Below are 26,110 nucleotides of genomic sequence, written 5' to 3'. Positions count from 1 at the left end.
AACCGCGCCCGCAAAGGAATCCCCTCCGAGTCAGAACGTGGGGAAAACGCTCTAACGGCGAATCACAACCCGACCAGAAGCCGCACGCCGACCACAAGGACCAGCACAGCCGTCAGCCAGCGGATCCACTGTAGCGGCAATAGCCGCACCGCCAGAAGGCTGCCGATTTGCCCGCCGATCACCACCGCCAGCAGCAGGGGCAACGCGGCAGGGATGGCCTGTCCCATCAAATCCGGCCCGCTCTTGAGCAGCTGCCCGGCCAGACCGAACAGCGAATTGACGAGGATGAACAGACTTGCCGTGGCAGCGATCGCGCGCGCGCCCTGCCAGCGCGCCAGATGCAGCAGCGGGGCGAGGAATATCCCTCCCCCGATGCCCACAAGTCCCGCGAGAAACCCCAGCGGCGGCGCGACGAAAGGCACCCAGCGGGCAAGGCGTGTCGGCTCGCCCGCGCGCTCCCTGGCGACGGGGATCAGCATGGAGAGGCTGGTCAGCACCAGACTTGCGCCCAGCAGCGTCAGAAACGCCTCGCGCCCGATGGGGATCAAGCCGCCCGCAAAGCTCGCCGGTGCCGCCAGCCCGACCAGCACCAGCGCCGGTTTCCACGGCGTGATGCCCGCGCGCGCAAAGCGGATACTTGCGCCCGCCACCACGACGATATTGCAGGCCAGCGAGATCAGCGGCAGCAGCCGGTAATCGAGGCCCGACAGCGCAAGCAGCGCCGAATAGGTCGAGCCGCCGCCGAAACCGACGCTGGCATAGAGCAGAGCGGTAACGAAGAAGCCGAGCGCCAACAGCACCGGCACCGCTCCGATCATCGTTCAGGCCCCGCCGGTGCTGCGGCTCAGACGATCTGCTTCGCGCCGACGGCACCGTGGCAATGCTTGTACTTGTTGCCGCTCCCGCACGGGCACGGCGCATTGCGGCTGATGTCGAGATTGGCGAAGGGGTTATCGGGATTGGCCCCGCCCGGCCCCGATGCCGCCCGCGTGGAACCGGCAAGCGAGCCGAACAATTCGGGCCGCCGTTCCGATCCGTCGCCGTCATTCGAATTGTCGAGCCCGGTCAGCGGGTCGATGTGGCCGGTCAGGAAATCGGGCAGGTCGGGCAACCGCTGCGCCTGCGGTGCTTCGACCCTGAGTTCGGCCCGGAACAGAATCCGCGTCACTTCCTCGCGCAGGGTGTCGAGCATCGATTCGAACAGGCCGAATGCTTCCTGCTTGTATTCGTTGATCGGCTGCTTCTGCGCGATCGAACGCATCCAGATCACCTGCCGCAGCGCATCCAGCGTGGCGAGGTGTTCCTTCCAGTGGTGATCGAGCTGGCGCAGCAGCACGTCCTTTTCCACGACCCGCCAGATCGCCGGATCGGAGGCCGCGACCTTTTCGTCCATCATGCCATCGGTCAGCGTGCGCAGTCGTTCTTCGAGCAGCTCGGGTTCGACCTGGTCTTCAGCCAGCCATTCGTCGAACGCCGGCTGGAGGCCGAAAATTTCCTCCACCTTCTGCTTCAGCCCATCCATGTCCCACTGTTCGGGGTAGGAGCCCGGCGGGCAGGCGGTGCCGACGATGGTGTTGATCGTGTCGTGGCGCATATCGACCACCACGTCGTCGACCGCCTCGGAATCCATGATCTCGGCGCGTTGTTCGTAAACCACCTTGCGCTGGTCGTTCATCACGTCGTCGTATTGCACGACCTGTTTGCGCATGTCGTAATTGCGCGCTTCAACCTTCTTCTGCGCGGTCTCGATCGCCTTGGACAGCCACTTGGAACCGATCGCCTCGCCGTCGGCAAGGTTCGATTTCATCATCTTGGAAAACAGCGTGTCGGGGCCGAAGATGCGCAGCAGGTCGTCTTCGAGACACAGGTAGAAGCGCGACAGGCCGGGGTCGCCCTGACGGCCCGAGCGGCCGCGCAGCTGGTTGTCGATCCGGCGCGATTCGTGGCGTTCGGTGCCGAGCACGAACAATCCGCCCGCCTCGATCACCTGCTTCTTTTCCGCCGCGACTTCGGCCTTGATGCGGGCGATGGCTTCATCGCGCTCCGGCCCCTCGGGCATTTCGCCGAGTTCGTCCTGAATGCGGTATTCGACATTGCCGCCCAGCTGGATGTCGGTGCCGCGCCCGGCCATGTTGGTGGCGATGGTGACAGCCCCGAGGCGGCCCGCCTGCGCAACGATCCGCGCTTCCTGTTCGTGCATCCGGGCGTTGAGCACTGCATGCTCGACCCCTTCCTTGTCGAGGAACTGGCTGAGCAATTCGGACTTCTCGATGGAAACCGTGCCGACCAGCACCGGTTGGCCGATCTCGTTCTTGTCCTTGATCGCCTTGGCAATCGCGCCGAATTTATCGATCGTGTTCTTGTAGAATTCGTCTTCCTCGTCGACGCGGGCGACCGGCAGGTTGGTCGGGATTTCGACGACGCCGACCTTGTAGATGTCCCAGAACTCCGCCGCTTCGGTGGCAGCCGTACCGGTCATGCCGGAAAGCTTGGGGTACATCCGGAAATAGTTCTGGAAGGTGATCGAGGCCATGGTCTGGTTTTCAGGCTCAATCCGCACGCCTTCCTTGGCTTCCACCGCCTGGTGCAGCCCGTTCGACCAGCGGCGTCCGTCCATCATCCGTCCGGTGAATTCGTCGATGATGATGACCTTGCCGTCCTTGACGATATAATCGGTATCGCGCTTGCGGGCGAAGACGGCGACCAGCGCCTGATCGAGATGGTGCACGACCTGCGTGTTCTCGACATCGTAAAGGTTGGAGGTGGCGAGCAGACCCTTCTCGATCAGCAGCTTCTCGACTTCTTCCAGCCCGTCTTCGGTAAGCTGGACGCGCTTCACCTTCTCGTCGATGTCGAGCCATTCGACCGGGATTTCGCGCGCCACCTGATCGAGTTGAACGTAGAGGTCGGACTTGTCCTCGGTCGGGCCGGAGATAATCAGCGGCGTGCGCGCTTCGTCGATCAGGATCGAATCGACCTCGTCGACGATGGCGAAGTTGAACGGGCGCTGCGCCATCTGGGCGCGTTCGTGCTTCATGTTGTCGCGCAGGTAATCGAAGCCGAATTCGTTGTTGGTGCCGTAGGTGATGTCGGCGTGATAGGCATCGCGCTTCATCTCCTCGGGCATGTTGGGCACGATCACGCCGACGCTGAGGCCGAGCCAGTTGTACAGCCGCCCCATCTCCGCCGCATCGCGCCGGGCGAGGTAATCATTGACGGTAACGACGTGGACGCCCTTGCCCTCGATCGCGTTGAGATAGACTGCCAGCGTCGCCATCAGGGTCTTGCCCTCACCGGTGCGCATTTCGGCGATCTCGCCGCGGTGGAGCACGATGCCGCCGATCAGCTGCACATCGAAATGGCGCATCCCGAACACCCGCACCGATGCCTCGCGCACCGTGGCGAAAGCTTCGGGCAGGATGTCATCGAGCTTCGCACCGCCGTCGATCAGCCCGCGCAGCTTGGTCGTCTGGGCTTTCAGGTCATCGTCGGAGAGCGCCTGAAGCTCCGGCTCCAATGCGTTGATCTGGTTGACGATCTTGCCGAGCGATTTGACATAGCGGTCGTTGGTCGATCCGAAAACGGACTTCATGATGGTGTTGAACATGGTCGGGCGTGCCTTTGAAGCAGTGCGGCCCTGCAATGCGGGCCGAAATTGTGCGGGGAATATGCGCGCGCATGGGCGCTGCGCGCAAAAACGTCGTAATCGGGCGAAGGCGCGGCCTATTCGTAGGCGCGTTCGATTCCCATCAGCACCGGCAGGCGCAATGCATCAGGCACGACCGGCGGCGTTTCGGGCACTTCGGCCGCACGGGTCGCGCGGATCGTTGCCGGTACGGGCTGAACGGGGGCAGTCTCGCTGCTGCGCGCATCATCCCCGGCGGCTGCGGCGATGCTGGAATCGCACGCCAGCGCCTCGGCCAGCGAGGCGTGCGCCGGGCTGCCGATCGCAGCAAGGCCGGTAAGCAAGGCCAGAAGGGCGAAGAAGTGCCGGGTCATCGTGGGTGCAGATAAGGATTCCACCGCGTTTCGTCCACCGGCTTGTGTGATATTTACTGGACGCTGCCAGCGCCCTAGAGCGCCGGTCATGCAAACCACCCGATCTCCGCTGGCCCTTCCCTTCCCGCAACTGCCTGCCATCGCCGGCGTTACGCTGCGCATCGCGCGAGCGCGCTACAAGGACTGGGACCGCTGCGACCTGACCTTCGCCGAACTGGCGCAAGGCTCCAGCGTCGCGGGCGTGTTCACGCAGAGCGCCTGCGCCTCGTCCGAAGTCGAACTGGGCCGCAGCGCCGTGAAGCAGGGCCGCGCGCGGGCGCTAATCGTCAACGCGGGCAATTCCAACGCATTCACCGGCTATCGCGGGCGCGAGGCAGTGGAACAGATCATGGATCAGGTCGCCGCCCATCTCGGCTGCGCGGCGGACGAAGTGTTTGTCTCCTCCACCGGCGTGATCGGCGTGCCGCTGCCCAAGGACAAGGCGCGCGCCGGGGTCGAAGCGGCGCTGCACGCGCAGCCGTGCGGATGGGAGGATGCCGCCCATGCGATTGGCACCACCGACACCTTCGCCAAGGGCGCAGGGGCCAGCGCGATGGTGGGCGATGTGCGGGTGGAACTCGCCGGGATCATCAAGGGGTCGGGCATGATCGCGCCCGACATGGCGACCATGCTGGGATACGTCTTCACCGATGCCGATGTCGCGCCTGCATTCCTGCAAGGAGCACTGGAGCGCGCCAATGCGGCGACGTTCAGCTGCATCACGGTCGACGGCGACACCTCGACCAGCGACACAGTGCTCGTTTTTGCGACAGGCAAGGCGGGTAATTGCCGGATAGAGGGCTGGAACAGCCCCGGCGCGGATGCCTTTGCCGCCGCGCTGACCGATGTGTGCCGCAATCTTGCGCAGGCCGTTGTGCGTGATGGCGAGGGTGCCCAAAAATTCATCACCATCCGCGTGAGCGGCGCGGCGAGTGATGAAAGTGCGCGCACCATCGGCCTTTCCATCGCCAATTCGCCGCTGGTCAAAACCGCCATTGCGGGTGAGGACGCCAACTGGGGCCGCGTGGTCATGGCGGTCGGCAAGGCGGGCGAACCGGCAGACCGTGACAAGCTTTCGATTGCGTTCGGCGGGATCTGGACGGCGCGCGATGGCTTGCCGGTCGAGGGCTATGACGAAGCCCCCGTGGCCGCGCACCTGAAAGGCGATGGGATCGATATTGCAGTCGATCTGGGCCTTGGCGAGGGCCGTGCCACCGTCTGGACTTGCGATCTCACCCACGGATACATCGCGATCAACGCGGATTACCGGTCGTGAGCCTTTCCGCGCTTGATGCAGAAATTCGCGATCTGATGCGGTTTGCCGCGCAGCGCTCGATGCTGCCGCGCTTCCGTCAGCTTGCCGCGCACGAGATCAAATTGAAGGGCAAGGACGACCCTGTCACCATCGTCGATCGCGAGGTGGAGGCCTTTCTCACCGAAGCGCTGACAAAGCTCGCGCCCGGTGTGGCGGTGGTGGGCGAGGAAGCCGCCCATGCCGACCGGGCCGTGCTGGACGCGCTTTCTGGCCAGTGCTGGATCATCGATCCCTTGGACGGCACAGCCAATTTCTCGGAAGGCAAGGAGCTATTCGGGATCATCGTCGCACTCGCCGATGCGGGCCGTGCAGTGGCGGGCTGGATCTATGATCCGCTGCGCGACCGCTTCTGCCATGCCCGCAGCGGCGAAGGTGCCTTTGTCGATGGGACGCGGATTGCCGCGCGCACCACCGGTCAGCAGCCGCCCGTCACCGCCGTCAGCCGGTTGTTTCTGACGCCCGAGGAATCGCGCGACGTCGATGCCAGGCTGGCGCCGCATTACACGCTGGTCGACATTCCACGCTGCGCCGCCGAGCAGTACCCGCGCCTCGCGCTGGGCGACAACGACATTTCCAGCTTCAAACGCACGCTGGCCTGGGACCATGCCGCAGGCGTGCTGTGGCTGAACGAGGCGGGCGGCAAGGCCGCGCGGATAGATGGCAGCGATTACCGGGTCGACGAGCAGGACAGGCCCGACCTTGTCGGCGCGTCGAGCCCGGCGATCTGGGATGAATTTATCGCGCGGGTCACGGCCTGATCCAGCGACGGCTCGGGCGCGCTTTCCTACTTGGACAGGCCATGCCAGCACAGCCGGCATGGCCTGTCGTCACCCTTACTCCACCGCCCTCTGCCCAGCGCCGGACGCGCGGGCAATTTTTCGGTTCCTGGACAGTGTCTCATGTGTCTCCTACACGCGCGCCGCGGCGGCGTGGAGGCGGCGCGGCGGGCGTTACAGTTCGCTTTCGATCCACGCCTTGAGCTGGCTCTTGGGCGCAGCGCCCAGTTTGCGCGCCACGGCCTCACCGTTCTTGAACAGGACCATCAACGGGATCGACTGCACGCCCATCTGCGCGGCGATGTCGGTGTTTTCCATGATGTCGACCTTGGCGATCCGCACCTGCCCGTCGAGTTCCTCGCTGATTTCCTCCAGCGCGGGGGCGATCATCTTGCACGGGCCGCACCAATCGGCCCAGAAATCGACCAGAACGGGGGTATCGCTGTCGAGCACATCGGCTTGAAAGCTGGCATCGGTGACATTGACGGTGGCCATAATCGTAATCTCCTTTGCGCGGCAGGATAGAAGCGCCGCGTCTTGCAATGCAATCTAGTGTGCTCCGCTTTTCACTCAATATCCGGCAGTGACAAGGATTGCTGCGGGGTCTGCAACGCGATCTTGTGCCGCTGCAGGTCTTCGGGCGCGAGGTCGAACAATACCGGAGCATGAGTGTAGAGCACGCCAGCGCGCACATCGCGCCCTGGATAGATCGCTTCGATCGCTGCGACATAGGCCGCCATCTGGCGCAAGGTCGCCGCAGGGATCGCAGCGGCGCTGGCAGGCGGGCGGCGGGTGGTCTTGAAATCGACCACGGTGATGCGCGCATCCTCGATCAGCAGCCGGTCGGCAGTGCCCGCCACCACCACGCCGCCGATTGTCGCGGCCAGCGGCACTTCGGCCAGCGCGTGCGGGGAAAACAGCGTTGCAAAGTCGGGATGATCGATGACCCCCAACGCCGCGGCCAGCATCTCTTTGCGGACGTCGTCCGGCAGATCGCCTGCCTGCCGTTCAAGCCAGCGCCGCGCGGCAGGCTCGCGATCATCCGCCGCAACATCGGGCAGCCGTTCGAGCAAGCGGTGGATCAGGCTGCCGCGCCGCGCCGCATTGCGCGCAGCCTCGGGTGGCAGCGGCGGTTCGGCCCCGCCCTCCTCGCCCGCGCTCGACGGCGCAAGCGGGCGCGGCGGGCGCGGCTCAGGGCCGATCGGAGTCGTCGCCCAGTGCGGCAGTTCGGGAGGCGCGATATCGGCGGGCGCGCCATCTTCGCGCACCAAAGGCTCGGCCCGCTCGCCCCATTCCTTGCGCCACAGCCACACCGGGTCGTCGATCTGTTCACCTTCGAACAGCGGCGCGAGCCGGGCATACCAGCTACCCTCGTGCGGCTCGCCCTTCTTCGCTTCGTTCTTGTTGAGCGACCCGCCGATGAACAGCGCTTCCTCGGCGCGGGTCAGCGCGACATAGAGCAGCCGCCAGTGTTCCTGCAGCGCGCTCGTCCGCTTGGCTTCCTCTGCCTCGGCAATCGGCCCCTTGCGCTCCTCCTTCGACAGCGGCGGGAGCGGCACCTGGCGCGGGCGATCACCGGCCAGGCCGAGAGGGTTGTCGTCCAGCGCCAGATCACCCGGATCGCCCGGCGCGCCGGTGGCATCGGCAAGGATCACGATCGGCGCCTGCAAGCCCTTCGACCCATGCACCGTCATCACCCGTACCTGACCGCGGGCACTGTCCGAATCGCGCTTCAGATCGCCTGTCCCTGCATCGAACCAGGCGATGAAACCGGCAAGGCTGGGCCAGTGTTCGGCCTGATAGGCAAAGGCAGCGTTGATAAGTTCGTCGAGCGGATTATTGGCCTCCGCGCCCAATCGCGCGATCAGCTGCGCCCGTCCCTGCCATGGGCCGTTCAGCAGCCATGCGATCAGCGCCTGCGGGGTCTGGTAATCCGCGCGGCGGAGCAGATCGCGCAACTTGTCAGCAGTCGCGGCCACCCGTTCGGGCGCACCTTCGCGGCGCAGGTGATCCCACAGGCGCTGCTTGGGCGCGCGCGGAACATGGGCAAGGATATCGTCCTGCGTCCACCCGATCAGCGGCGAGGCAAGCAGGTTGGCGAGACTGAGATCGTCCTGCGGCTGCGCAGCGAACCGCAGCGCGGCCATCACGTCCTTCACCGCCAGCGGCGCGCCCAGCCGCAACCGGTCAACCCCCGCAACCGGCACGCCGCGCGCATAAAGCTTGGCCACGATCTGGGCGGCAAGTTCCTTGCGCTGGCGCACCAGCACCATGATATCGCCCGCCTGCGCATTGCGGCGGGTGCCCTTTTCCAGCACGAAAGGATCTTCAAGGCTGATCCAGCGGTGCACCTGATCGGCGATCCGTTCGGCCAGCAGCGTATCGTGCCGGGGCAACCAGTCGCGCTCGCTGTCCTCGTTGTCGCCTGCGCCCCTGTCCTCGTAATCGTCGTCGCTCTCGCGCTCGCCTTTATCCGGCACCACCGGCGGCCACAGGGTAACAAGACCGGGCCGCTCGGCGCCAATGTGCGGTGGCGGTTCACGGTCGAGGCCGAAGGCCGGAAAGCCCAGCGCATCGATCATTCGGTTGACGAAGCCGAGGACGATGTCGGCTGTCCGGAAGGACTGGCCGAGATCGAGATCCTGCCACCCCGGCGCGCGGCGATTGACGCGGCCGGCGCGGATGCCGTCGCGCGCCTGCGTGATCCGCGCCTCGACGCGTTGTTTGGCGCGGGCGAAGTTTTCCGGACTGGTGCCCTGAAAGCCGAAGATCGCCTGCTTGTAATCGCCGACGGTGAAGATCGTGCGCAGCGTATCGCCGCGCGCACCCTCGCCGCTGAAGAAATCGTCGATCAGGGCTTCGACGATGTCCCACTGGCTCTGGTTGGTATCCTGCGCCTCGTCGATCAGGATGTGATCGAAATGGCGATCGAGCTTGTAGCGGATCCAGTCCGAAGCCTCGCGGTCGGACAGCAGCGCGGCAGCCTTGCGGATCAGGTCGCCGAAATCGAGCAGCCCTTCGCGGGCCTTGCGCGCTTCCCAGCGCACGGCAAAGGCGCGGCCTATTTCGAGCGCGGCAGTGACGATTTCGGCGCAGGCGAGCAGCGCAAGGCGGTCTTCATATTCGCGAACCGCCTCGGCAATGTCATCCTGATGGCGGGTAAAGTCGGGGTCATTCTTCGTTGCCCCCTCCATCTTGCGCGGCTCACCATCGGCCTTGAGGATGGTCTTGCGAAAACCCGCCACGGCTTCAACACGCGCTGCCAGATCCAACGCCAGCCACTGGCGAAGGAAGGCTGCTGCCTCCTGCCCGGTCTTGGCTTTCCAGCCATCCAGCGCAGGCAGCATTGCCATCAGAATGTCGTCAGGGAAAAGATCGGGATCGAGCGGCTGGGCCGTCCAGACCACGTCCGCATCGGCAGGCATGCCCAATGTCTGACACACCTGCGCCGCCATCGGCGATTGCCAGCCGGTCGGCCCTTCCCACAAGTCTTGCGCCTCGGCCGCGCGCATCAACCATTTGTGCAGCGCAGCCGGATCCTTGCGGGTGGTGAACAGTTCGATCCCGTCCAGCAGCCGGACATCATTGGTACGCTCCGCCTCCACGACGAAATCGGTCAGCACATCGCGCGCCAGCAATTCGCGGCTGCGATCATCCATCACCCGCGTGCCGGGCGCGAGCCCCGCTTCCTCGGGGAAATTGCCGATCAGGTATTGGGCAAATGCGTGGATCGTATCGATCCGCAGCCCGCCGCCGGGGCAATCGAGCACGCTGGCGAACAGACTGCGTGCGCGTTCGAGGCTTTCCGGGCCGATATCCGCGCCAAGATGCCGCAGCTCTTTCGCCAGCGCTGTCGCAGGCAGGCGCACCCAGCGGGCGAGCACCGCGTTGATGCGGTTGGCCATCTCCGCCGCGCCCGCCTTGGTGAAGGTGAGGCACAATATCTGCGACGGCGCGACATCGGGCAGCAACAGCAACCGCAGCACGCGCGCGGACAGCACTTGCGTCTTGCCCGTTCCCGCCGAGGCCGAAAGCCAGACATTGTCCTGCGGCTCTGCCGCGAGCAGCTGGTTGCCCTGCAACGGGAAGACGAGGCCGTTACCGCCGCTCATGCGTCGCCATCCTTCTGCGTCAGGCGAACGAACCATTCATCCAGCCGCATCAGCTGGTCATATTCGTTGTAGCCCTTGTAGTCGGGGTTTTCACGCGCGGTGAAGGGTTCTGCGCCCTTGATGTATTTGCCGATCGCCTCGGCCAGTTTGGCGGTGTGGTGGGGCAGGAACTCCTCCAGCGTCAGGCCCTTTTCGCGCGCTGTCAGCTTCATCGGGCTCTGCCGCTTGCCGAAGTCGCCGTCATCCTTGCCGAACGACCAGTATTCGAAGGTGCTCGCCGCACCCGAGGGCACGCCTTCGCGGGCGAAACCGCCGTCTTGCGCAATCAAGCCGAGCAGTCCGAGTTGCAGCGCAAAGCCATTTTCCACCTGCTTCTTGGTCGGCACCGTTCCGGTCTTGTAATCGACAATGGCGAGTGTCCCGTCGCCCATCCGGTCGATCCGGTCGGCGCGGCCCATCACTTTCACCCCGTCGAAAGTCATCACGCCCGAAATCTCGCTCGCCTGCACTGTGCGGCCTTCTCCCTCATCCTGAGCAATCCACTGCTCAAACCGTTCGAGCGCCGCGATCAGGCGCGGTTGCCACAGCGCGCGGAACAGCGGGTGGACGCGCTCGGCCTCGAAATGCGCGGCAGCGAACGGAGCGAGCGCAAGGGCCGGATTGTCGGCGCGTGCCTTGTGCCATTTGTCCAGCAGATCATGCACCAGCGTGCCGCGCAGCGCCGGATCGCTGAACGGATCGGCGGCGAGCGGCTGAAGCTGGCGCAGATCGAGGATCGCCTGCGCATAGAACTGGTAGGGATCGCCCAGCAGCCGGTCGAGCGCCGTCACCTTGATTGTGACATCGCGCTGCTTCGGCGACGGATCGGGCGCGGGGCGCGGATAGGGTTCGGCTGCCGGACGCAGACGATCGATATGGGGCAGCAGCGCGGGGATCGCGCTCTCGCGGTGTTCCCTGTCCAGATCATCGCCCAGCAGCGCCTCGACCCGCAGCAGAAAGCGGGACGGTAGCGTCGGCCCTTCGGCATCGCGTAGCGCGCGGCTCAGCACCACTTGCGGCGCGCCCAGTGCCCCGGCGAGATCATGCGCGGCCAAGCCGATGCGGAACTCCGACCCCGGCACGCCCAGCGCGCGCAGGATCGGCGGGGCAAGCAGCGCATCCGCGCCCGGCGGCTGCGGCCAGCTGCCTTCGTTCAGGCCGCCGCAGATCACCAGATCGGCGCGGGCCATGCGCGCTTCCAGCAGGCCATAAATCGCCACGCGCGGATGGCCGCCATAGCCCGGACGCACTGCGATCTCGTCCATCGCGTCGCGCAGAATCCCGGCTATGTCGGCGCTTTCAATCTGCGTTTCCAGCGCCTCGGCAAATCCGCGCAATTCTTCGATCATGGAGCCGAGCGCGCGCCCGTCCTCGCGCTCCCATGCGGCGGCGCCCGCGAACTCCTCGGCCGCGGCGGCAAGCCGGGCCAGCGTATCGGCCAGCGGCATTTGCGCCGGCCAGTCAACAAGCGGCGCAATCAGCGCTTCGGCCTCGGCCCACCAATCGGCAATCTCGGCCTTGGCCGCAGCCTCGCGCAGCGACTCCATCCCCGGCGCAGGCGTGGGTCCGCGCAGCTGCCGGTCGAACGCGCGCAGGCCGCTGAGCCATGCCCGCCGCGACTCCCCGTCCGCGCTGCGCACCAGCGGATGGCCGAAGGCCGCAACAAGGTTCGCAGGGTCTGGGCCATGCGCCGCGACCTCTGCCAGCAGGCCGAGCAGCCGCCCTGCCGGGGTCAGTGCCAGCGGCTGACCCGCGCTGTCATCGGCGGCGATGTTCCAGCGTTCGAGATGCTGCACCACCCGCCGCGCCAAGCCCCGGTCGGCAGTGACCACCGCGATACGATGTTCGGGCTGTTCCAGCGCTTGGCGCACCAACAGCGCAATCGCCTGCGCTTCTTCTTCGATTGTGGCGCTGGTCAGCAGGCGCACGCCTGCCAGACGGCGCTTGTCGGCAGGCAGGTCGACCCAGGCGCGGCTGGCGAGCGGCGGCAGAAACAGCGATGAAATCGCCCGCGTCCGTGCAGGTTCTGCCGCCGCGATCCCGCGCCGGTGCCACGGCTGCACCTCGGCCCGGTTCACCCCCATGCGATTGAGCAACAGCTTCAGGTGATATTGCGGATGGGTGAGCGCATCGCCGGCTGCGAACACCGCCCCATCCGGCTCGCTCGCAGCGCCCGCCAGACCAAGTTCGTCCCACGCATCATCGCTCAGCTCGCGGTCGAGATCGGGCAGCACCACCGCGCCTTGCGGCAATTCGGCGATTGTCCGCAGCAACCGCGCCAGCGCGGGCGACGCGCTGGTAACACCTACGGCAACAATCGGATGCGGCGGCGGCGTTTCCTTCCAGCGGCGCGCGGCGCGATCGAACAGCAGGTTGCGGCGAGTGGCAGCGTCGATTTCGCCGCGTACGGCCAGCTCTGCCTGCCACCGGGCATTGACCCGCGCGAACAGGCGGATCGCGTGCTGCCAGTGGCCCGCAATCCCGCCAAGCTGATCGAGCACCACGTCGCTAGTGAGATCCTCGGGCCGCTTTTCCTCGACCAGTAGTCGGTCGATGCTGCGCGCCATTTCCCGCGCCAGATTGAGCCGTGCACGGCCCGGCAGCGGCTCCATCGCTTCGGCAGCGCGTTCTTCGACGATCAGGCGATCAATCGCGAGCCAGCGCCGCACAGGATCGCAAGCGGGAGGGATGTCGGCAGCGCCGAGCGGATCGAGCGCCGCGCCGAGTTTGTCGTCGAGGTCGAGGTCGCCGACCGCGATCATGCGCGGCATCAGCAACCCGCCCTCACCATTGGCCCCGGCGTGGCGGATGAACGCCTCGGACAGAGTGCGCGCGGCGCGGCTCGATGGCACCAGCAGTGTCAGCCGCGCAAGGCCGAAGCCCGGTTCGCGGTAACGCGGCACCAGCCCCGCCACCAGCGCATCGGCAAAACCGCGGTGCGCGGCAATGGAATAGACCAGCGGGCCGGCGCGGCGCGGCTCAGCCACGCCGCAGCGCCTCTTCGGTCGGGCGGATCGCCTGCGGGGTGCCGACTTCGAACCACAGCCCGCCGAACGAGAGGCCGTAAAGCCGCCGTTCCTCGATGGCGCGGCTCCATAGGATGTTGGTCGAAAACGGCCCGTCCGGCGCATCGCGCAGCAGGCGGTGCGAAACCAGCTGGATGCCGGTGTAGATGAACGGTGCGATCCGTCCGGCCTTGCGCCGCGACAGCAGGCCATTTGGGTCCATGTGGAAATCCCCCGGCCCGCTGAAATTGGCCGCGCGCGCGTGCGGCACCAACAGCAGCAACGCATCCATCTGTTCGGCATTCCAACGGCGCGACAATTCGGCAAAGGCGTTGTTCGGACCGTCGAGCCAGATGTTGTCGGCGTTCAGGGCAAAGAACGGATCGGGCAGATGCGGCACTGCCTTCACCATCCCGCCGCCGGTTTCCAGCAGCTGCGCGCGTTCGTTCGAGACTGTCACCTGCGGCACAGCCCGAGCGGTGACATGGGCTTCGAGCGCATCGGCGAGGTAGTGGACGTTGACCACCGCCCGCGCCACGCCCGCCTCGGCAAGACGATCCAGCGCGTGATCAATCAGTGCGCGCCCCGCAACCCGCACCAGCGGCTTGGGCTGGCTGGCGGTGAGCGGACGCATCCGTTTGCCCAGTCCGGCGGCAAGGATCATCGCGGTGTCGGAAACCAGCGCCGTGTCGCTCATGCCGCGAAGGCTCCGTGAGCGAAGCGAAGGGTGTCAGGGATATTGGCATCGAACCAGCGCGCCACAGGAGCCAGCGCCGGGTGCGCCAGATCACGCTCCAGCGCGCCCCAGACCCGCGGGATCATCCCCAGATACTTGGGCTTGCCATCGCGCCGGTCCAGCCGCGTGAAAATCCCGACGATCTTGGCGTTCCGCTGCGCGCCGAGCAGGGCGTAATCGGCAAGGAATTCCTCGTCGGCCAGTTTCGCGTGGTGAGCGTAATGCAGCAGCATGGCGGTTTCGAGGTCTTCGGACACGTCGCGCCGGGCATCCTGCAACAGCGAAACGAGATCATAGGCCGGGTGGCCGACCAGCGCGTCCTGAAAATCGATCAACCCCTGCGGGCCGCCCGCCTGCCCGCCCAGCAGCATGATGTTTTCGGCATGATAATCGCGCAGCACCGTAACGCCGGGTTGCTGGCGGGTGAGAAGGGGCGCCAGCACTTCCTCCCACGCCGCTGCATAGCCCGCGCCATCGACGGTCAGCCCCTGCGCCGGGCACCACCATTCGGTCAGCAGCGCGGCCTCGCGCGCATAGGTCGCCATGTCATAGGGCGCGAACGGGCCGGGCGGCAGGCGGTGCAGCGCCACCAATGCCTCGACCGCGGCTTCATAGGCTGCGCGTTCGTCCTGCGGGTTCAGGTCCAGCCAGTCCCGCATCCGGTCATCGCCGAAATCCTCGGTCAGCACCCAGCCCGCCGCAGCATCCTCGGCAAGGATCGCAGGCGCACGCATTCCATTGGCGTTTAACCAATGCGCGACATGCAAAAACGGCGCAGGGTCTTCGTGCGGCGGCGGCGCGTGCATCAGCATCGCCGATTCGCCGCCGCTGCGGCCAAGCCGGAAATAGCGCCGGAACGAGGCATCGCCCGGCAATGGCTGAACCTGCGCATCGGCCCAGCCCGCACGGGCAGTGAATTCGGCGAGACCTTGAGGCAACTGGTTCATGGCATCCGCCCTACCCAATCGAGGCCCGCGCGGGCAATCGCAATCCGTCCGCCCTCCCCGCTTTCTCCGGCCGGTTCGAGCAGAATCGAGAGGCACCCGGGTTCACGCTCGAAACCTCCCGCATGATCGGGCCACTCGGCCAGCAGCACCGCGCCCTCGCGGTAATCGTCGAGCCCGATTTCGGCCAGTTCCGACGGGTCTTCCAGCCGGTAGAAATCGGCGTGCACCACCGGCAGGCGGAGCGACGGAAAATCGTAGCTCTCGATGATGGTGAAGGTCGGCGATGGCACCTCGCCTTCGTGGCCCAGTGCCGCCAGAATGGCGCGCGCCAACGTAGTCTTGCCAGCACCCAGCCCGCCTGTCAGCGCCACCACGTCGCCCGCCCGCAGCCGCGCCGCGATGCGTGCGCCGAACGCCGCCATCGCCGCCAGATCGGGCAGAGCTTCGCGCCGTTCGGTCACGGCAGGCGGATCGTTGCGGTGGTGCCGGCGCCCCTGCGGCTGGCGATTTCCAGCGTGCCCTCATGCGCTTCAATCAACTGGCGGGCGAGCGGAATGCCAAGCCCGGTGCGGCGTTCGGGCGTTCCCGGCTTGCCCGCCTTGGCCCCGCCTTGCGCGCGGGCGAGTTCCTGCGCCGTCATGCCGCGGCCATTATCGGCAATGCGGATTTCAAAGCCCCAATCCGCGCCATCGGGAGCTTTCCTGATCTCGATCACGATGCGCCCGCCATCGGGCGTGCCGGAAACGGCGTTATCGATCAGATTGCCCAGCGCGCGTCCAAGCTGGCGCGGATCGCCTTCGATCACCCGCCCCTTGCGCCCCTTGAGATCGAGGCTGAGGCCGGCCGCGATGATCGCCGGCTCACGCTCGCGCACCAGAGTGGTGAGGAAATCGAGCAGGTCGAGCCGCTCCTTGCTGATCGGCAGCAGCCCCGCTTCGCTTTGCGACAGGTCGAGCACGTTTTCGACCTGCTCGGTCAGCCGCTCGACCGCGCTCAGGATCGCGTCGACATATTCGCTCGCCTGATCGGGATCGCTCGCCACCCCGGACTTCAGCAATTCGGCATAACCGCCGATGGTGGTCAGCGGCGTGCGGAATTCGTAGGACATGTTGGCAAGGAAGCGCGCCTTGACCGCATCGGCTTCCTCCAGCGCCTCGGCGCGTTCGCGCAGCGCTTGCTCCGCCTTTTGCGAGGCGGTGATGTCCAGCACGGTGAGCAGGCCGTTACCGTCGGGCAACGGCACCCCGGCAAAGCGCAGCGTGCGCCCGTCGGCAAGATCCACCTGCCCGCCCTTCTCGCGCCGGTCGAGCGTGGCCGCCCGCACTGCCGCGCCGATCAGCCCGGCTTCTTCGGGCCGCACCAGATTGCGCCCGATCGCGCCGAGCAGTTCATCGGCGCTCGGATGCGCATCGAGCAGCTCCGGAGTCAGCCCCCAGGTGCCCGCAAAACTGCGGTTCCACAATTGCACCGAACCATCGGGCGAGAAGATCGCCAGCGCCTCGAACAGGCTGTCGAGCGTGGCGGTGCGGGTCCGCAGCAAGGTGTCGCGCACTGCCGAAAGCGCCAGCTGTTCGGTGCGATCCTCCGCGATCAGCACCAGCCCGCCATCGGGCAAAGGCTGGGCGACGATCCGCAGATGCGTGCCGCCCGGCAGCGGCCATGCTTCCTCCAGCGTGGCGCTGGCTTCGAACCACCCCGCCCGTTCGCTTCGCCATTCGGGGAAATCGCGCACCTCGGGCGTGCGCCCACGCTCGCGCGCTTCGGCGAGGAACCGCTCGAACGGCGTGCGCGCCTCGATCGCCTCGTCGGTCAGCGAAAACAGGCGGCGGAACGGACGGTTGGCGAACACCAGCCGTTCCTCGGCATCGAACAGCGCAACTCCGACCGAAAGCTGATCGAGCAACGCCAGCTGGGCGGTGCGGAACGCCCGGAATTCACGCTCGACCTGCTGCTGTTCCTCGATATCGATGGCATAACCCGCCACCCCTTCGCGGCCCAGCGGCAGATCGCTGACGCGCAGCGTGCGGCGTGCGCCGTGAATGGTGGCGGCAACGATCCGTTCGGACTTGTCCTGACTTTGCAGGGAAGCGCGCGCGATCTCGGCGGGGGACTGTCCGTCTTCGGGTTCGAGCAGTTCGATCTGGCCCTGAACCACCTCTGCCGCGCCGGAAGCACCGACAGCATCGACATAGGCCTGATTGACCAGTTGGAGCGAAAGATCGCTGCCGCGAAACCACATCGGCATCGGAGCCGCTTCGATCAGGCCCACCAATGCGCCGAAATCGCCCGTCGCCCGCGCGGCAGCGGCGCGCAGCCGGGCCATTTCGGCATGGCTTTCGGTGAAGTCGAAAACCCATACCAGTGCCGCGCCGCCGGGCGACACCTGCGGATCGGCGAGCGTGCCATAAAGCGCAAGACTGCGCCGGGAGCCCGGGGGGTTGAGCGCCATGCGGAAGGGCGCAGCAGTTTTCTGGGTAGCCTGAACCTTCGCCCAGAGCTGTTCGTACTGATCGGGAGCCAGCCCGCCCGCTTTGGGATCGCCGGGCACCGACGCGAATTCACTGAGATATTTGGGCGTTGCCGATAATCCTAGCAGCCGCGCCAGCTTATCCGGCGCTTCGATTCGTCCGTCGATCCTTACCAGCAGCGGGACGGCCGGAGCGACATCGAGCAGGGTCTGGATACGCTTGAGGCTGGCTTTCAGCGCCTTCGCCCGCTTCATCCCGGCATTTGCGCGAAGCACTACCACCGCCGCGCCCACCGTCCATGCGGCGAGCAGCAGCGCGATCAGCACTAGCGAAAGCGGCGAGATTTCCATCGCCTCACCGCTATGCGCGTGCGCGCGCCAGTGCAACGGGGTTCAGGCGTGAAGCCACAGCCCCGCGCTGCCCCGGACATGGCCGGGGACAGAGCGGGGCCGCAAAACGATCAGTAACGGTAATGATCGGGCTTGAACGGGCCGGCCTGCGGCACGCCGATGTAGCTGGCCTGCTTGTTGCTGAGCTGGGTCAGCTTCACGCCCAGCTTTTCAAGGTGCAACGCAGCGACCTTTTCATCGAGATGCTTGGGCAGAACATAGACATCGTTCTGGTATTCGTCCGCCTTGGTGAACAATTCGATCTGGGCGAGCGTCTGGTTGGTGAAGCTGGCGCTCATGACGAAGCTCGGGTGGCCGGTGGCACAGCCGAGGTTCACGAGGCGGCCCTTGGCGAGGATCAGGATCGACTTGCCATCGGGGAAGGTGACGAGATCGGTGCCTTCCTTGATTTCCTTCCAGTCATAGTTGGAAAGCGCGCTGATCTGGATCTCGCTGTCGAAGTGGCCGATGTTGCAGACGATCGCCATCGGCTTCATCGCTTCCATGTGCTCGGCCGTAATCACGTCCTCGTTGCCGGTCGCGGTGACGAAGATATCGGCACGCTTCACGGCGTCTTCCATGGTGACGACTTCGAAGCCGTCCATCGCTGCCTGCAGCGCGCAGATCGGGTCGACCTCGGTGACCATGACGCGGGCGCCGCCATCGCGCAAGCTGGCCGCCGAACCCTTGCCGACATCGCCGTAACCGGCAACGCAGGCGACCTTGCCGGCCAGCATCACGTCGGTCGCGCGGCGGATCGCGTCGACCAGCGATTCCTTGCAACCATAAAGGTTGTCGAACTTCGACTTGGTGACGCTGTCATTGACGTTGATCGCCGGGAAGGGAAGCTTGCCCTGCTTGGCGATCTGGTACAGCCGCATCACGCCGGTGGTGGTCTCTTCCGAAACGCCCTTGATCGCCTTCACCGTCTTGGTGAGGTAGCCGGGCTTGGCAGCGACGAACGCCTTCAGCGCGCGCTGAAGTTCGATTTCCTCGGCGTTGGCGGGCGCGGGCATTTCTTCGCCAGCTTCGATCCGGGCGCCCCACAGCGCGAACATGGTGGCATCGCCGCCATCATCGAGGATCAGGTTGGTGGTGAGATCGGGGTCTTCCTCGGTCGACCAATCGAAGATGCGGCCGACATAATCCCAGTAATCGCCCAGCGTTTCGCCCTTGATCGCGAACACCGGAATACCGCGTTCGGCGATGGCGGCGGCGGCGTGATCCTGCGTCGAGAAGATGTTGCAGGTCGCCCAGCGCACTTCGGCGCCGAGCGCGGTCAGCGTTTCGATCAGAACGGCGGTCTGGATGGTCATGTGCAGCGAGCCGGTGATGCGCGCGCCCTTCAGCGGCTGGGCTGCGCCATATTCCTCGCGCAGCGCCATCAGGCCCGGCATTTCGGTTTCGGCGATCTGGATTTCGTCGCGGCCGAAGCGGGCGAGCGCGATATCCTTGATGACATATTCGTGGGTCGGGGTGGCAGCGAGGGTGGCCATGCTAGTTTCTCCTGCGCGACAGCGCGCGTAATGGGCGGATTGCTCTGGTGCAGCCCCTAGCCGCACGGCGGCCCTGAGGCAAATATAAACTTATCTTTATATGTCTAATTGTTGCCCGCACCGCTGCGATGGCTATAGACAGGCGCAGAACACCCCCACTCTGGAAGGACACCAAAGCACATGACGATTTCCGTTGGCGACAAGCTCCCCGAAGTCACGCTGGTCAAGGCCACCGCCGAAGGGCCGCAGGCCGTGAAGTCCTCCGAATATTTCGCCGGCAAGAAGGTCGCGCTGTTCTCGGTGCCGGGTGCCTTCACCCCGACCTGCTCGGCCAAGCATCTGCCGGGCTTCGTCGAAAAGGCCGATGACCTGAAGTCGAAGGGCGTCGACGAAATCGTCGGCACCGCCGTGAACGATGCCTTTGTGATGGGTGCGTGGAACAAGGCTTCGGGGAGCGATGCAATCACCATGCTGGCCGATGGCAACGCCGAATTCGTCGAGGCGATCGGGCTGACCATGGACGGATCGGGCTTCGGCATGGGCAAGCGCGGTCAGCGTTTCTCGATGGTCGTCAATGATGGCGTAGTCGAGCAGCTCAACGTCGAAGAACCCGGCGATTTCAAGGTATCGAGCGCCGAACACATGCTCGGTCAGCTCTAAGCCGCCTAACCGATCTAGCCAAAAGGGGCGTTCCCGAGGTCGGGAGCGCCCCTTTTTCATGCCAGAGCGTTGGCTCAACCAAGCGGCGGCGCGCCGGCGGCGATCCACAGGGCAAACCCTGCTGCCAAAGCGATAGCCAGCAGCCCCCGCACCCACGGCACCGGCCCGATCCCTGCGACCCCGGCCATCGGCGGCCGATCACCGCTTAGCATCGGGCTGACGAGATCTTCGCGCTTTACGGTGGCGTAGAACACGATGGCCGCCAAATGCAGCGCGATCAGGCCCGCCACCACCCAGAAGAACGTCTCGTGCCAATCGGTCAGCATGTCGGCGGTCATCACCCCAACCAGCGGATTGAGCGGCCCGATCATCCCGTCATAGGGATCGCCTGCGAACAGCCCCATGCTCACCTGCAACAGCATCGCGCCGATCAGCGCCAGCGTGCTCCATCCGGCCAGCGGACTATGCCCGATCCGCGTCGCCGCGTCTGTCATCCGGCCGCGCAGATAGGCGATCACCGCGCCCGGCCCTTTCACGAAGCTGGCAAACCGCGCGGTCTTGGGGCCAAGGAAGCCCCACAGCACGCGGAACACGAGGATACCGAGCAGCACAAGACCCAGCCGCCGGTGCCAGGCCCATGCCGAATTTTCCGCTGTCCACCACATCGCCGGGACAATCAGCGCAAAGCTCCAGTGGGTCAGCCGCAGCAGCGGATCCCACACCCGGACATTGGGCGCGCCGGTAGTGCCGTGCGAAGCGCCCATGCGCGCCTACTTCTCGTCGTCGAGCCGGAACTGGTCGTGGCAATCCTTGCACGCGCCGCCCATCGCCATCGCCTGCGCAGCCACAGCGGCCTTGTCACCCGAAGCTGCGACGGCAGCGAGCTCGGCGCTTTCGTCGAGCAGTTTCTGAGTCGCCGCCTTGAAACCGTCCGGCTTTTCCCAGATCGTGGCCAGCGCCTCGGTATCGAAGCCGTCGTCGATGCTGGTGCGCTCGATGAAATGGCGTTCGATATTGCCTGCGCGATTGTAAATGTCGTTGGCATTGTCGGCGATCAGAGCGAAATCGGGCGCGTCCTTCTCCAACTCGCCCCGCACGGCCTTGAAGGCATCCCCGATGGATTCGAAATTGTCGTGGCGTTCCTTCAGAATCGCTGCGGTCCCGGGTTCGACAACAGAAGCGGCAGGCGCTTCGTCGGCCGGAACTTCGTCGCCGCAGGCGGCGAGCGCGCCGACAAGCGCAGCGGCAACAGCGAGGCGGGTGGCAAGAGTGCGAACCATCGTCGAAATGCTCCTTGGTTAAGCCGAACGGCAGATCCCGCTTGCAAGCTATGCTGCTTTACGGCGCATCGCAAACACAAGATTGGCGCGGCACAAGCAGTTCGGGCCGCAGGTTCGTGAACGCACGAAAAAGGGGTGCCCTGCGACAGGACACCCCGATCTCGGCGACGCCTGGCCTCAGATCAACCTTCGCGGTTGCTCGCCGCCACGCTTTCGGCCTCGGCGAGGATCGCGGTGCGATCCTGCTCCACCAGTTCCAGCATGGCGGTGCGGAACGTGTCGCGGCGGGCATCGACCAGCGCATCGATCGCCTCGGCCTTGTGATTGCACCAGCCGGGGGTGGAGCCGCTGGCGACGTCATCGCGCATCATCGAGCGGCGCGTCTGCAACGCCTCGCCCACCGTGGCGTTGCGTTCGACCTTGAGCGCGGCGCTCCACCGGCAGCGCAGTGTATTGGGCCGGCCTGCCACACCTGCGGTGCCGATCTGACGGGTTTCGACCTGCACGGCGCCTTCGTAATCGGCGGCGATCGTGCCGGCGGGGTGATCGATCACGACCTCATGTTCCAGCGCTGCCGCCGGCGAAGCGAGGCACGCTGCGGCAAAAAGGCCCGCAAAAGCGAGTTTTTTCATCATCATGTCTCCTGCATTATCCCGGCCATTTTATCCGACCGTTGACCCTAGCGATGATAGCAGTGTCGGACGCGAGTTCCAAGCGCATACGACCCAAAAACGACCGCCTCCGCGAGGAACTTCTACAATGCATACATGACGTTATTGGCAGATAAGCCGGTCAGTAGCCCATCAGGCTCATCACTTCCTTACGGCTGCGATGGTCTTCGAGGAAGCATCCGAGAATCCGGCTGGTGACCATCTCGACCCCGTGGGTCTTGACCCCGCGTCCGGTCATGCAGCCATGCTGCGCCTCGATCACCACCGCCACGCCGTGCGGTTCGAGATTGTCCCAGATGCACTGCGCGACCTCGGCGGTCAGACGCTCCTGAATCTGCAGCCGGTGCGCAAAGCCATGCAGCACGCGCGCCAGCTTGGAAATGCCGACAACCTTCTTGTTGGGCAGATAAGCGATGGCCGCCTTTCCCGTAATCGGCGCCATGTGGTGTTCGCAATGCGACTGGAACGGAATGTCCCTGAGCAACACGATCTCGTCATACCCGCCCACTTCGGAAAACTGCCGGGTCAGGTGGATCGCCGGATCTTCCTTGTAGCCCTCGCAATATTCGAGCCACGCCCGACCGACGCGCTTGGGCGTGTCGAGCAGCCCTTCGCGTGACGGATCGTCTCCGGCCCACTGGATCAAGGTGCGGATCGCGTCCTGCACATGTTCGGGAACATCGGGCTTGCCCAGCGGATTGTCCGGGTCGAACTCGTCATCATGGGCACAGACATAATTCATCGTAATCTTCTTTCTTCGCAAATCGGCGGCGCACCTACGGCCCCTGTTCACTCCTGTGGGGGTCTCGCGTGTCGTAAACCGACAAGGCTGCCCGACGTTCCGAACCATCCGGCTTTTGGTTCACCCGGTTGCGCGATCAGAGCCGCGCCCCATATTTCCCTCACAGTGCCAATGTAAGTTGCATACGCCGGATTTCACGCACTGAAACGGCTAAAAAGAGGACTCAGGTGTGCCCAGCCCCACCCCCGCCGAATTCGAAAATGCCGCGCGCAAGGTTCTGAACCGCCTGCCGCCAGCCTTTCGCGATCACCTTGCCGACGTGGTGCTCAGGATCGACGAATTCGCGAGCACCGAACAGCTTGCCGCTGTCGGAATGGAGAACCGCTGGGAACTGACCGGCCTATATGAAGGGATCGCGTTGCCGGAACAGTCGCAATGGGATCATGAACGCATGCCGCCCGTCATCAGCCTGTTCCGCCAGCCGTTGCTCGCCGAAATGCAGGAAACCGGTGTGGGGTTTGCCGACCTGGTGCGCCACGTGGTGATTCACGAGGCCGGGCACCACTTCGGACTGTCCGACGAAGACATGCACGCGCTTGAAGAAAGCGTGCAGGACTGAGGCCGCTGTCGCGGCTCGGGTTCCGAGCGCGTTCGAAGCGACTTGCCGGAAAAGAACCACAAAACCGACAACGCCCGCCCCTCTTGCGAGGAGCGGGCGATGTTGGTGCACCCGGAGCGATTCGAACGCCCGGCCCCCAGATTCGTAGTCTGGTGCTCTATCCAGCTGAGCTACGGGTGCACACTGGAGGGCGGCACATAAGGGGGTCGGTGGGGCTTGGCAAGTGGCCTTGGGCTGCTTTCAAAGATTTTGGAACAGCCGCGCCGCCAACGCCTCGTCGAGCGGCGGCTTGGGCAGCCCGATCACCTCGGCGGGGGTGAACCAACCGACTTCGCCCCCTTCAAGCGCCTCCGGATCGCCCTTCCACCCGGCAATAGTGTAAAGCAGTATGACAATCGCGTACTTTTCGCGCAGACCGCACGTTTCGGCGAACCCGGCGGGTGTCACGGTCGCCGATGCGCAATCTATGCCCAGTTCCTCACGCAGTTCGCGCAGCAGAGCTTCTTCAGGCATTTCAGAATGTTCGACCTTGCCACCGGGGAACTCCCACAGGCCACCATGGTGCTTCCCCAGCGGGCGGCGATGCATCATCCAGCACCCGTCGCCGCGCCGCAGCGCGCCCGCCACAACTGCAATCCATCGCTCCCGAGCGTCGGTTTTTTTTCCAACCATATCCCGCTCATCAACCTTTTCTTAACTCGCCGCGACGATTTTGGTTTTGTCCAACCGCAATAGACAGGTGGGTTTCAAATGTTGACGACCTTTTTGAGGACCATGAAGGCCGACACATCTGGCGCCACCGCTGTCGAATACGGTTTGATGGTAGGCCTCATCGTGATCGGCATGCTCGTTTCGCTGCAACTTGTTGCAACCGATACAATAGGAATGTGGGATCACGTTGAGGAGAAAGCAGTGGCAGCAATGACGCCCTGACGATCGAAAATTGCGATCCGAGTTAGGACTTTGTCAATAGCTGCCAATTAATCAGAAATGCACCGGGCCGGGCCAAGCGGAACGGTAGGGTACCGAAGACCAAACCAGGAGACTACACATGACCTTCTTCAAGAACCTCGTTCGTGACGAGCAGGGCGCCACCGCCATCGAATACGGCCTGATCGCCGCTCTCATCGCTGTTGCCGCCATCGTCGGCATGCAGGCGCTGGGCACCAGCCTGAACAGCACCTTCAACGGCGTTTCGACCAAGCTGAATTCCAACCAGGTCCAGTAATCGACCTTTGGTTATTCGCTAACGGAAGCGGCGGAGGGCAACCTCCGCCGCTTTTCGTTTGTGCGTCGTAAATTTAAAGTGCGTCGGCGTGGTCGCCAGACCTATCGCCCGCGCACCACCAGCTTGACCTTCTGCCCCGGTACCAGCTGATCGCGGCTGCCGAGCGCATTGAGGACACGGAAACGTTCTTCCTGCGCAGCCGGATAGGCCATCCGCCGCGCAAGGCTCGCCACCGAATCGCCGCGCTGCACGGTTACCACCTGCAACTTTTTCGGCACCACGCTGCTCGCCTCGTTCGCAGTGATCCGCCGCATCGACTGGAACATCGGGTTGAACGTACCGGCCCGGCCAGCTGGCGCAATCGCGAGGAAGTGATAGGCGCGGTCGCGCGCGAATTCATAGGCGAACACCACGACATCGACCTGATTTCCGCCACTGTTGACACGTGCCTCGCCGACGACAGCGGGCAGCCCGTTGACGGTGGTACGCTGCATCTGCGCCGGTGCCAGGGTGGCATTCTCTCCGCCCAGCGCTGCAAACTGCTGTTGCACATAGGTTTCCAGGTTGCCGCTATAGGGGGCGAGCGTCATCTTGGCTTGCCCGCCCTGCCCGTTGATGCTGACCTCGCGGGTGCCGTTGACCATGAAGAAGCCCTGCGGCGCAGTGAACGAAAGCCGCAGTTCGGGGTGGATGAACTGGCTGCCTTCGACGACCCCCTGTGCCGGATCGTCGCCGTAAAGCAGGCCATCGACTCTCGCCAGAAAGGTATCGCGGTTGGTGATCCCACTGGCAGGCCCACTGGCGGTGCCCGCCTTGGCAAGCGCTGCCTGAACGCGGCTGGCCGGATCGGGATGGGTCGAAGCCCACTCCGGCGCGGTCGCATTGCGGCCCTGCAATCTGGCGTCGAGCGCGTTCTGCGCCGCAAGACTGGCGAGCACCGTGCCCATCGCCCGTGGATCATAGCCCGCACGATTAAGATAGGAGATGCCGAGCGTATCGGCCTCGAGCTCCTGCTGGCGTGAATAGCTGAGCGTCAGAAGCTGCGACCCTTGCAGGAAGGTGCGCGAAAGCGTGTCGGCAACGCCGCTATCGCCCAGCAGCACCGAACTCCCGATCGCGCCCAGCACACCGAGGATCGAATTGCGCTGCGCAGTCTGCGCCCGGCGCTGGGAATGGCGGGCGGCGACGTGGCCGACCTCATGCCCCAGAACAGCCGCCAACTCTGCCTCGTTATTCATCAGCGTCACCAGCTGGCGCGTGGTATAGACATAGCCGCCCGGCACCGCGAAGGCGTTGTGAATGGGCGAATTCAGCAGGCTGACGGTAAAGCTCTCGCGCGCATTGCCGAGGCCCGATTGCACCGCGATGTTCTTGCCCACCTGCTCGACATAGGCGGCGTGCGTCCCGCTCATCGCGCCGCCGAATTCTGCCAGGAATTGCGGGTGATATTCCGCCCCCTGCTGCGCTTCGCTCTGGGTGATGGGGGTGGAAGCGGAGGGGATCGGCCCGCCCATGCCGACGCACCCGGCCAGCGCCAGCGGCGCGGCACCGATTGCCAGCATCCTGCGTGTAATTCGCGTCATCGCTTG

General features: G+C 65.0%; 24 protein-coding genes and 1 tRNA gene. 7 read left to right on the top strand and 18 right to left on the bottom strand.

From position 1 onward, the window contains the following. Nucleotides 1-62 precede the first annotated feature (62 nt). The 3 genes from Q0L48_RS06755 to Q0L48_RS06745 all read right to left on the bottom strand — a co-directional run bounded on the left by Q0L48_RS06755 (nt 63) and on the right by Q0L48_RS06745 (nt 4,023). A complete protein-coding gene (locus tag Q0L48_RS06755; RefSeq protein WP_296718753.1) occupies nt 63-818 on the bottom strand; it encodes a sulfite exporter TauE/SafE family protein in 756 nt (251 codons plus the stop codon). A 26-nt stretch (nt 819-844) separates the two neighbouring features. After that, nucleotides 845-3,607: a preprotein translocase subunit SecA gene (secA, locus tag Q0L48_RS06750; RefSeq protein WP_296718751.1), complete on the bottom strand. Its 2,763-nt coding sequence runs from the start codon at nt 3,605-3,607 to the stop codon at nt 845-847. Nucleotides 3,608-3,723: 116 nt separating this feature from the next. Next, nucleotides 3,724-4,023 (bottom strand): hypothetical protein, encoded by a 300-nt coding sequence (locus Q0L48_RS06745; protein WP_296718748.1) that lies wholly within the window; start codon nt 4,021-4,023, stop codon nt 3,724-3,726. 64 nt (nt 4,024-4,087) lie between these two features. Between Q0L48_RS06745 and argJ the strand changes: the two genes are divergently transcribed. Then, entirely contained in the window at nt 4,088-5,314 is a 1,227-nt protein-coding gene (argJ, locus tag Q0L48_RS06740; protein ID WP_296718745.1) for a bifunctional glutamate N-acetyltransferase/amino-acid acetyltransferase ArgJ, read from the top strand. Nucleotides 5,315-5,349: 35 nt separating this feature from the next. Next, entirely contained in the window at nt 5,350-6,111 is a 762-nt protein-coding gene (locus Q0L48_RS06735) for an inositol monophosphatase family protein (RefSeq protein WP_296718804.1), read from the top strand. Nucleotides 6,112-6,303: 192 nt separating this feature from the next. On the opposite strand, the gene trxA is transcribed toward Q0L48_RS06735, so the two are convergent. The 8 genes from trxA to ahcY all read right to left on the bottom strand — a co-directional run bounded on the left by trxA (nt 6,304) and on the right by ahcY (nt 19,321). After that, complete coding sequence (gene trxA, locus Q0L48_RS06730; protein ID WP_296718743.1) at nt 6,304-6,624, bottom strand: thioredoxin; 321 nt, start codon at nt 6,622-6,624, stop codon at nt 6,304-6,306. Nucleotides 6,625-6,695: 71 nt separating this feature from the next. Further along, nucleotides 6,696-10,241, bottom strand: a complete 3,546-nt coding sequence (gene addA, locus Q0L48_RS06725; protein WP_296718739.1) for a double-strand break repair helicase AddA — start codon at nt 10,239-10,241, stop codon at nt 6,696-6,698. After that, nucleotides 10,238-13,267, bottom strand: a complete 3,030-nt coding sequence (gene addB / locus Q0L48_RS06720; protein WP_296718736.1) for a double-strand break repair protein AddB — start codon at nt 13,265-13,267, stop codon at nt 10,238-10,240. Before addB ends, addA begins: the two co-directional genes overlap by 4 nt. After that, nucleotides 13,260-13,982: a nucleotidyltransferase family protein gene (locus Q0L48_RS06715; RefSeq protein WP_296718735.1), complete on the bottom strand. Its 723-nt coding sequence runs from the start codon at nt 13,980-13,982 to the stop codon at nt 13,260-13,262. Before Q0L48_RS06715 ends, addB begins: the two co-directional genes overlap by 8 nt. Then, nucleotides 13,979-14,968: a phosphotransferase gene (locus Q0L48_RS06710; protein WP_296718733.1), complete on the bottom strand. Its 990-nt coding sequence runs from the start codon at nt 14,966-14,968 to the stop codon at nt 13,979-13,981. The genes Q0L48_RS06715 and Q0L48_RS06710 overlap by 4 nt, the downstream gene beginning before the upstream one ends. After that, a complete protein-coding gene (gene tsaE, locus Q0L48_RS06705; protein ID WP_296718730.1) occupies nt 14,965-15,429 on the bottom strand; it encodes a tRNA (adenosine(37)-N6)-threonylcarbamoyltransferase complex ATPase subunit type 1 TsaE in 465 nt (154 codons plus the stop codon). Before tsaE ends, Q0L48_RS06710 begins: the two co-directional genes overlap by 4 nt. Beyond that, nucleotides 15,426-17,786, bottom strand: a complete 2,361-nt coding sequence (locus Q0L48_RS06700; protein ID WP_296718728.1) for a PAS domain-containing sensor histidine kinase — start codon at nt 17,784-17,786, stop codon at nt 15,426-15,428. Before Q0L48_RS06700 ends, tsaE begins: the two co-directional genes overlap by 4 nt. Nucleotides 17,787-17,896: 110 nt before the next feature. Beyond that, the gene (ahcY, locus tag Q0L48_RS06695) at nt 17,897-19,321 is read right to left on the bottom strand and encodes an adenosylhomocysteinase (RefSeq protein ID WP_296718725.1); all 1,425 of its coding nucleotides are present in this window, start codon (nt 19,319-19,321) and stop codon (nt 17,897-17,899) included. Between the two features lie 180 nt (nt 19,322-19,501). On the opposite strand from ahcY, the gene Q0L48_RS06690 reads away from it, so the two are divergent. Further along, complete coding sequence (locus tag Q0L48_RS06690; protein WP_296718722.1) at nt 19,502-19,981, top strand: peroxiredoxin; 480 nt, start codon at nt 19,502-19,504, stop codon at nt 19,979-19,981. A 74-nt stretch (nt 19,982-20,055) separates the two neighbouring features. On the opposite strand, the gene Q0L48_RS06685 is transcribed toward Q0L48_RS06690, so the two are convergent. The 4 genes from Q0L48_RS06685 to folE form a co-directional block, all read right to left on the bottom strand. Further along, the gene (locus Q0L48_RS06685; RefSeq protein WP_296718719.1) at nt 20,056-20,745 is read right to left on the bottom strand and encodes a cytochrome b/b6 domain-containing protein; all 690 of its coding nucleotides are present in this window, start codon (nt 20,743-20,745) and stop codon (nt 20,056-20,058) included. 6 nt (nt 20,746-20,751) lie between these two features. After that, complete coding sequence (locus tag Q0L48_RS06680; protein ID WP_296718716.1) at nt 20,752-21,261, bottom strand: cytochrome c; 510 nt, start codon at nt 21,259-21,261, stop codon at nt 20,752-20,754. 182 nt (nt 21,262-21,443) lie between these two features. Further along, nucleotides 21,444-21,893, bottom strand: coding sequence for a hypothetical protein (locus Q0L48_RS06675; protein ID WP_296718713.1), 450 nt, complete (start codon nt 21,891-21,893; stop codon nt 21,444-21,446). A gap of 160 nt (nt 21,894-22,053) precedes the next feature. Next, entirely contained in the window at nt 22,054-22,674 is a 621-nt protein-coding gene (gene folE, locus Q0L48_RS06670) for a GTP cyclohydrolase I FolE (protein WP_296718709.1), read from the bottom strand. Nucleotides 22,675-22,903: 229 nt separating this feature from the next. Between folE and Q0L48_RS06665 the strand changes: the two genes are divergently transcribed. After that, the gene (locus tag Q0L48_RS06665) at nt 22,904-23,293 is read left to right on the top strand and encodes a metallopeptidase family protein (RefSeq protein WP_296718706.1); all 390 of its coding nucleotides are present in this window, start codon (nt 22,904-22,906) and stop codon (nt 23,291-23,293) included. A 103-nt stretch (nt 23,294-23,396) separates the two neighbouring features. On the opposite strand, the gene Q0L48_RS06660 is transcribed toward Q0L48_RS06665, so the two are convergent. Continuing rightward, a tRNA-Arg gene (locus tag Q0L48_RS06660) sits at nt 23,397-23,473 on the bottom strand. A 60-nt stretch (nt 23,474-23,533) separates the two neighbouring features. Next, complete coding sequence (locus Q0L48_RS06655) at nt 23,534-23,881, bottom strand: NUDIX domain-containing protein (RefSeq protein ID WP_296718801.1); 348 nt, start codon at nt 23,879-23,881, stop codon at nt 23,534-23,536. Here Q0L48_RS06655 and Q0L48_RS06650 point away from each other — a divergent pair. From Q0L48_RS06650 to Q0L48_RS06640, 3 genes are all read left to right on the top strand, one after another. After that, complete coding sequence (locus tag Q0L48_RS06650; RefSeq protein ID WP_296718805.1) at nt 23,813-24,028, top strand: hypothetical protein; 216 nt, start codon at nt 23,813-23,815, stop codon at nt 24,026-24,028. The two genes, Q0L48_RS06655 and Q0L48_RS06650, sit on opposite strands and share 69 nt — an antisense overlap. Before the next feature lie 15 nt (nt 24,029-24,043). Continuing rightward, nucleotides 24,044-24,226 carry a Flp family type IVb pilin gene (locus tag Q0L48_RS06645; protein ID WP_296718704.1) on the top strand — a complete coding sequence of 61 codons (183 nt, stop codon included), beginning with the start codon at nt 24,044-24,046 and terminating at the stop codon, nt 24,224-24,226. Between the two features lie 118 nt (nt 24,227-24,344). Continuing rightward, entirely contained in the window at nt 24,345-24,521 is a 177-nt protein-coding gene (locus tag Q0L48_RS06640) for a Flp family type IVb pilin (protein WP_296718701.1), read from the top strand. Nucleotides 24,522-24,622: 101 nt separating this feature from the next. On the opposite strand, the gene Q0L48_RS06635 is transcribed toward Q0L48_RS06640, so the two are convergent. Next, nucleotides 24,623-26,104, bottom strand: coding sequence for a M48 family metalloprotease (locus Q0L48_RS06635; RefSeq protein WP_296718698.1), 1,482 nt, complete (start codon nt 26,102-26,104; stop codon nt 24,623-24,625). Between the last annotated feature and the right edge of the window lie 6 nt (nt 26,105-26,110).

The sequence above is a fragment of the Erythrobacter sp. genome (assembly GCF_024305245.1).
GTDB lineage: Bacteria > Pseudomonadota > Alphaproteobacteria > Sphingomonadales > Sphingomonadaceae > Erythrobacter.
Note: the sequence above shows the minus strand (reverse complement) of the source record. Positions and strands in the feature narration are given on the sequence as shown.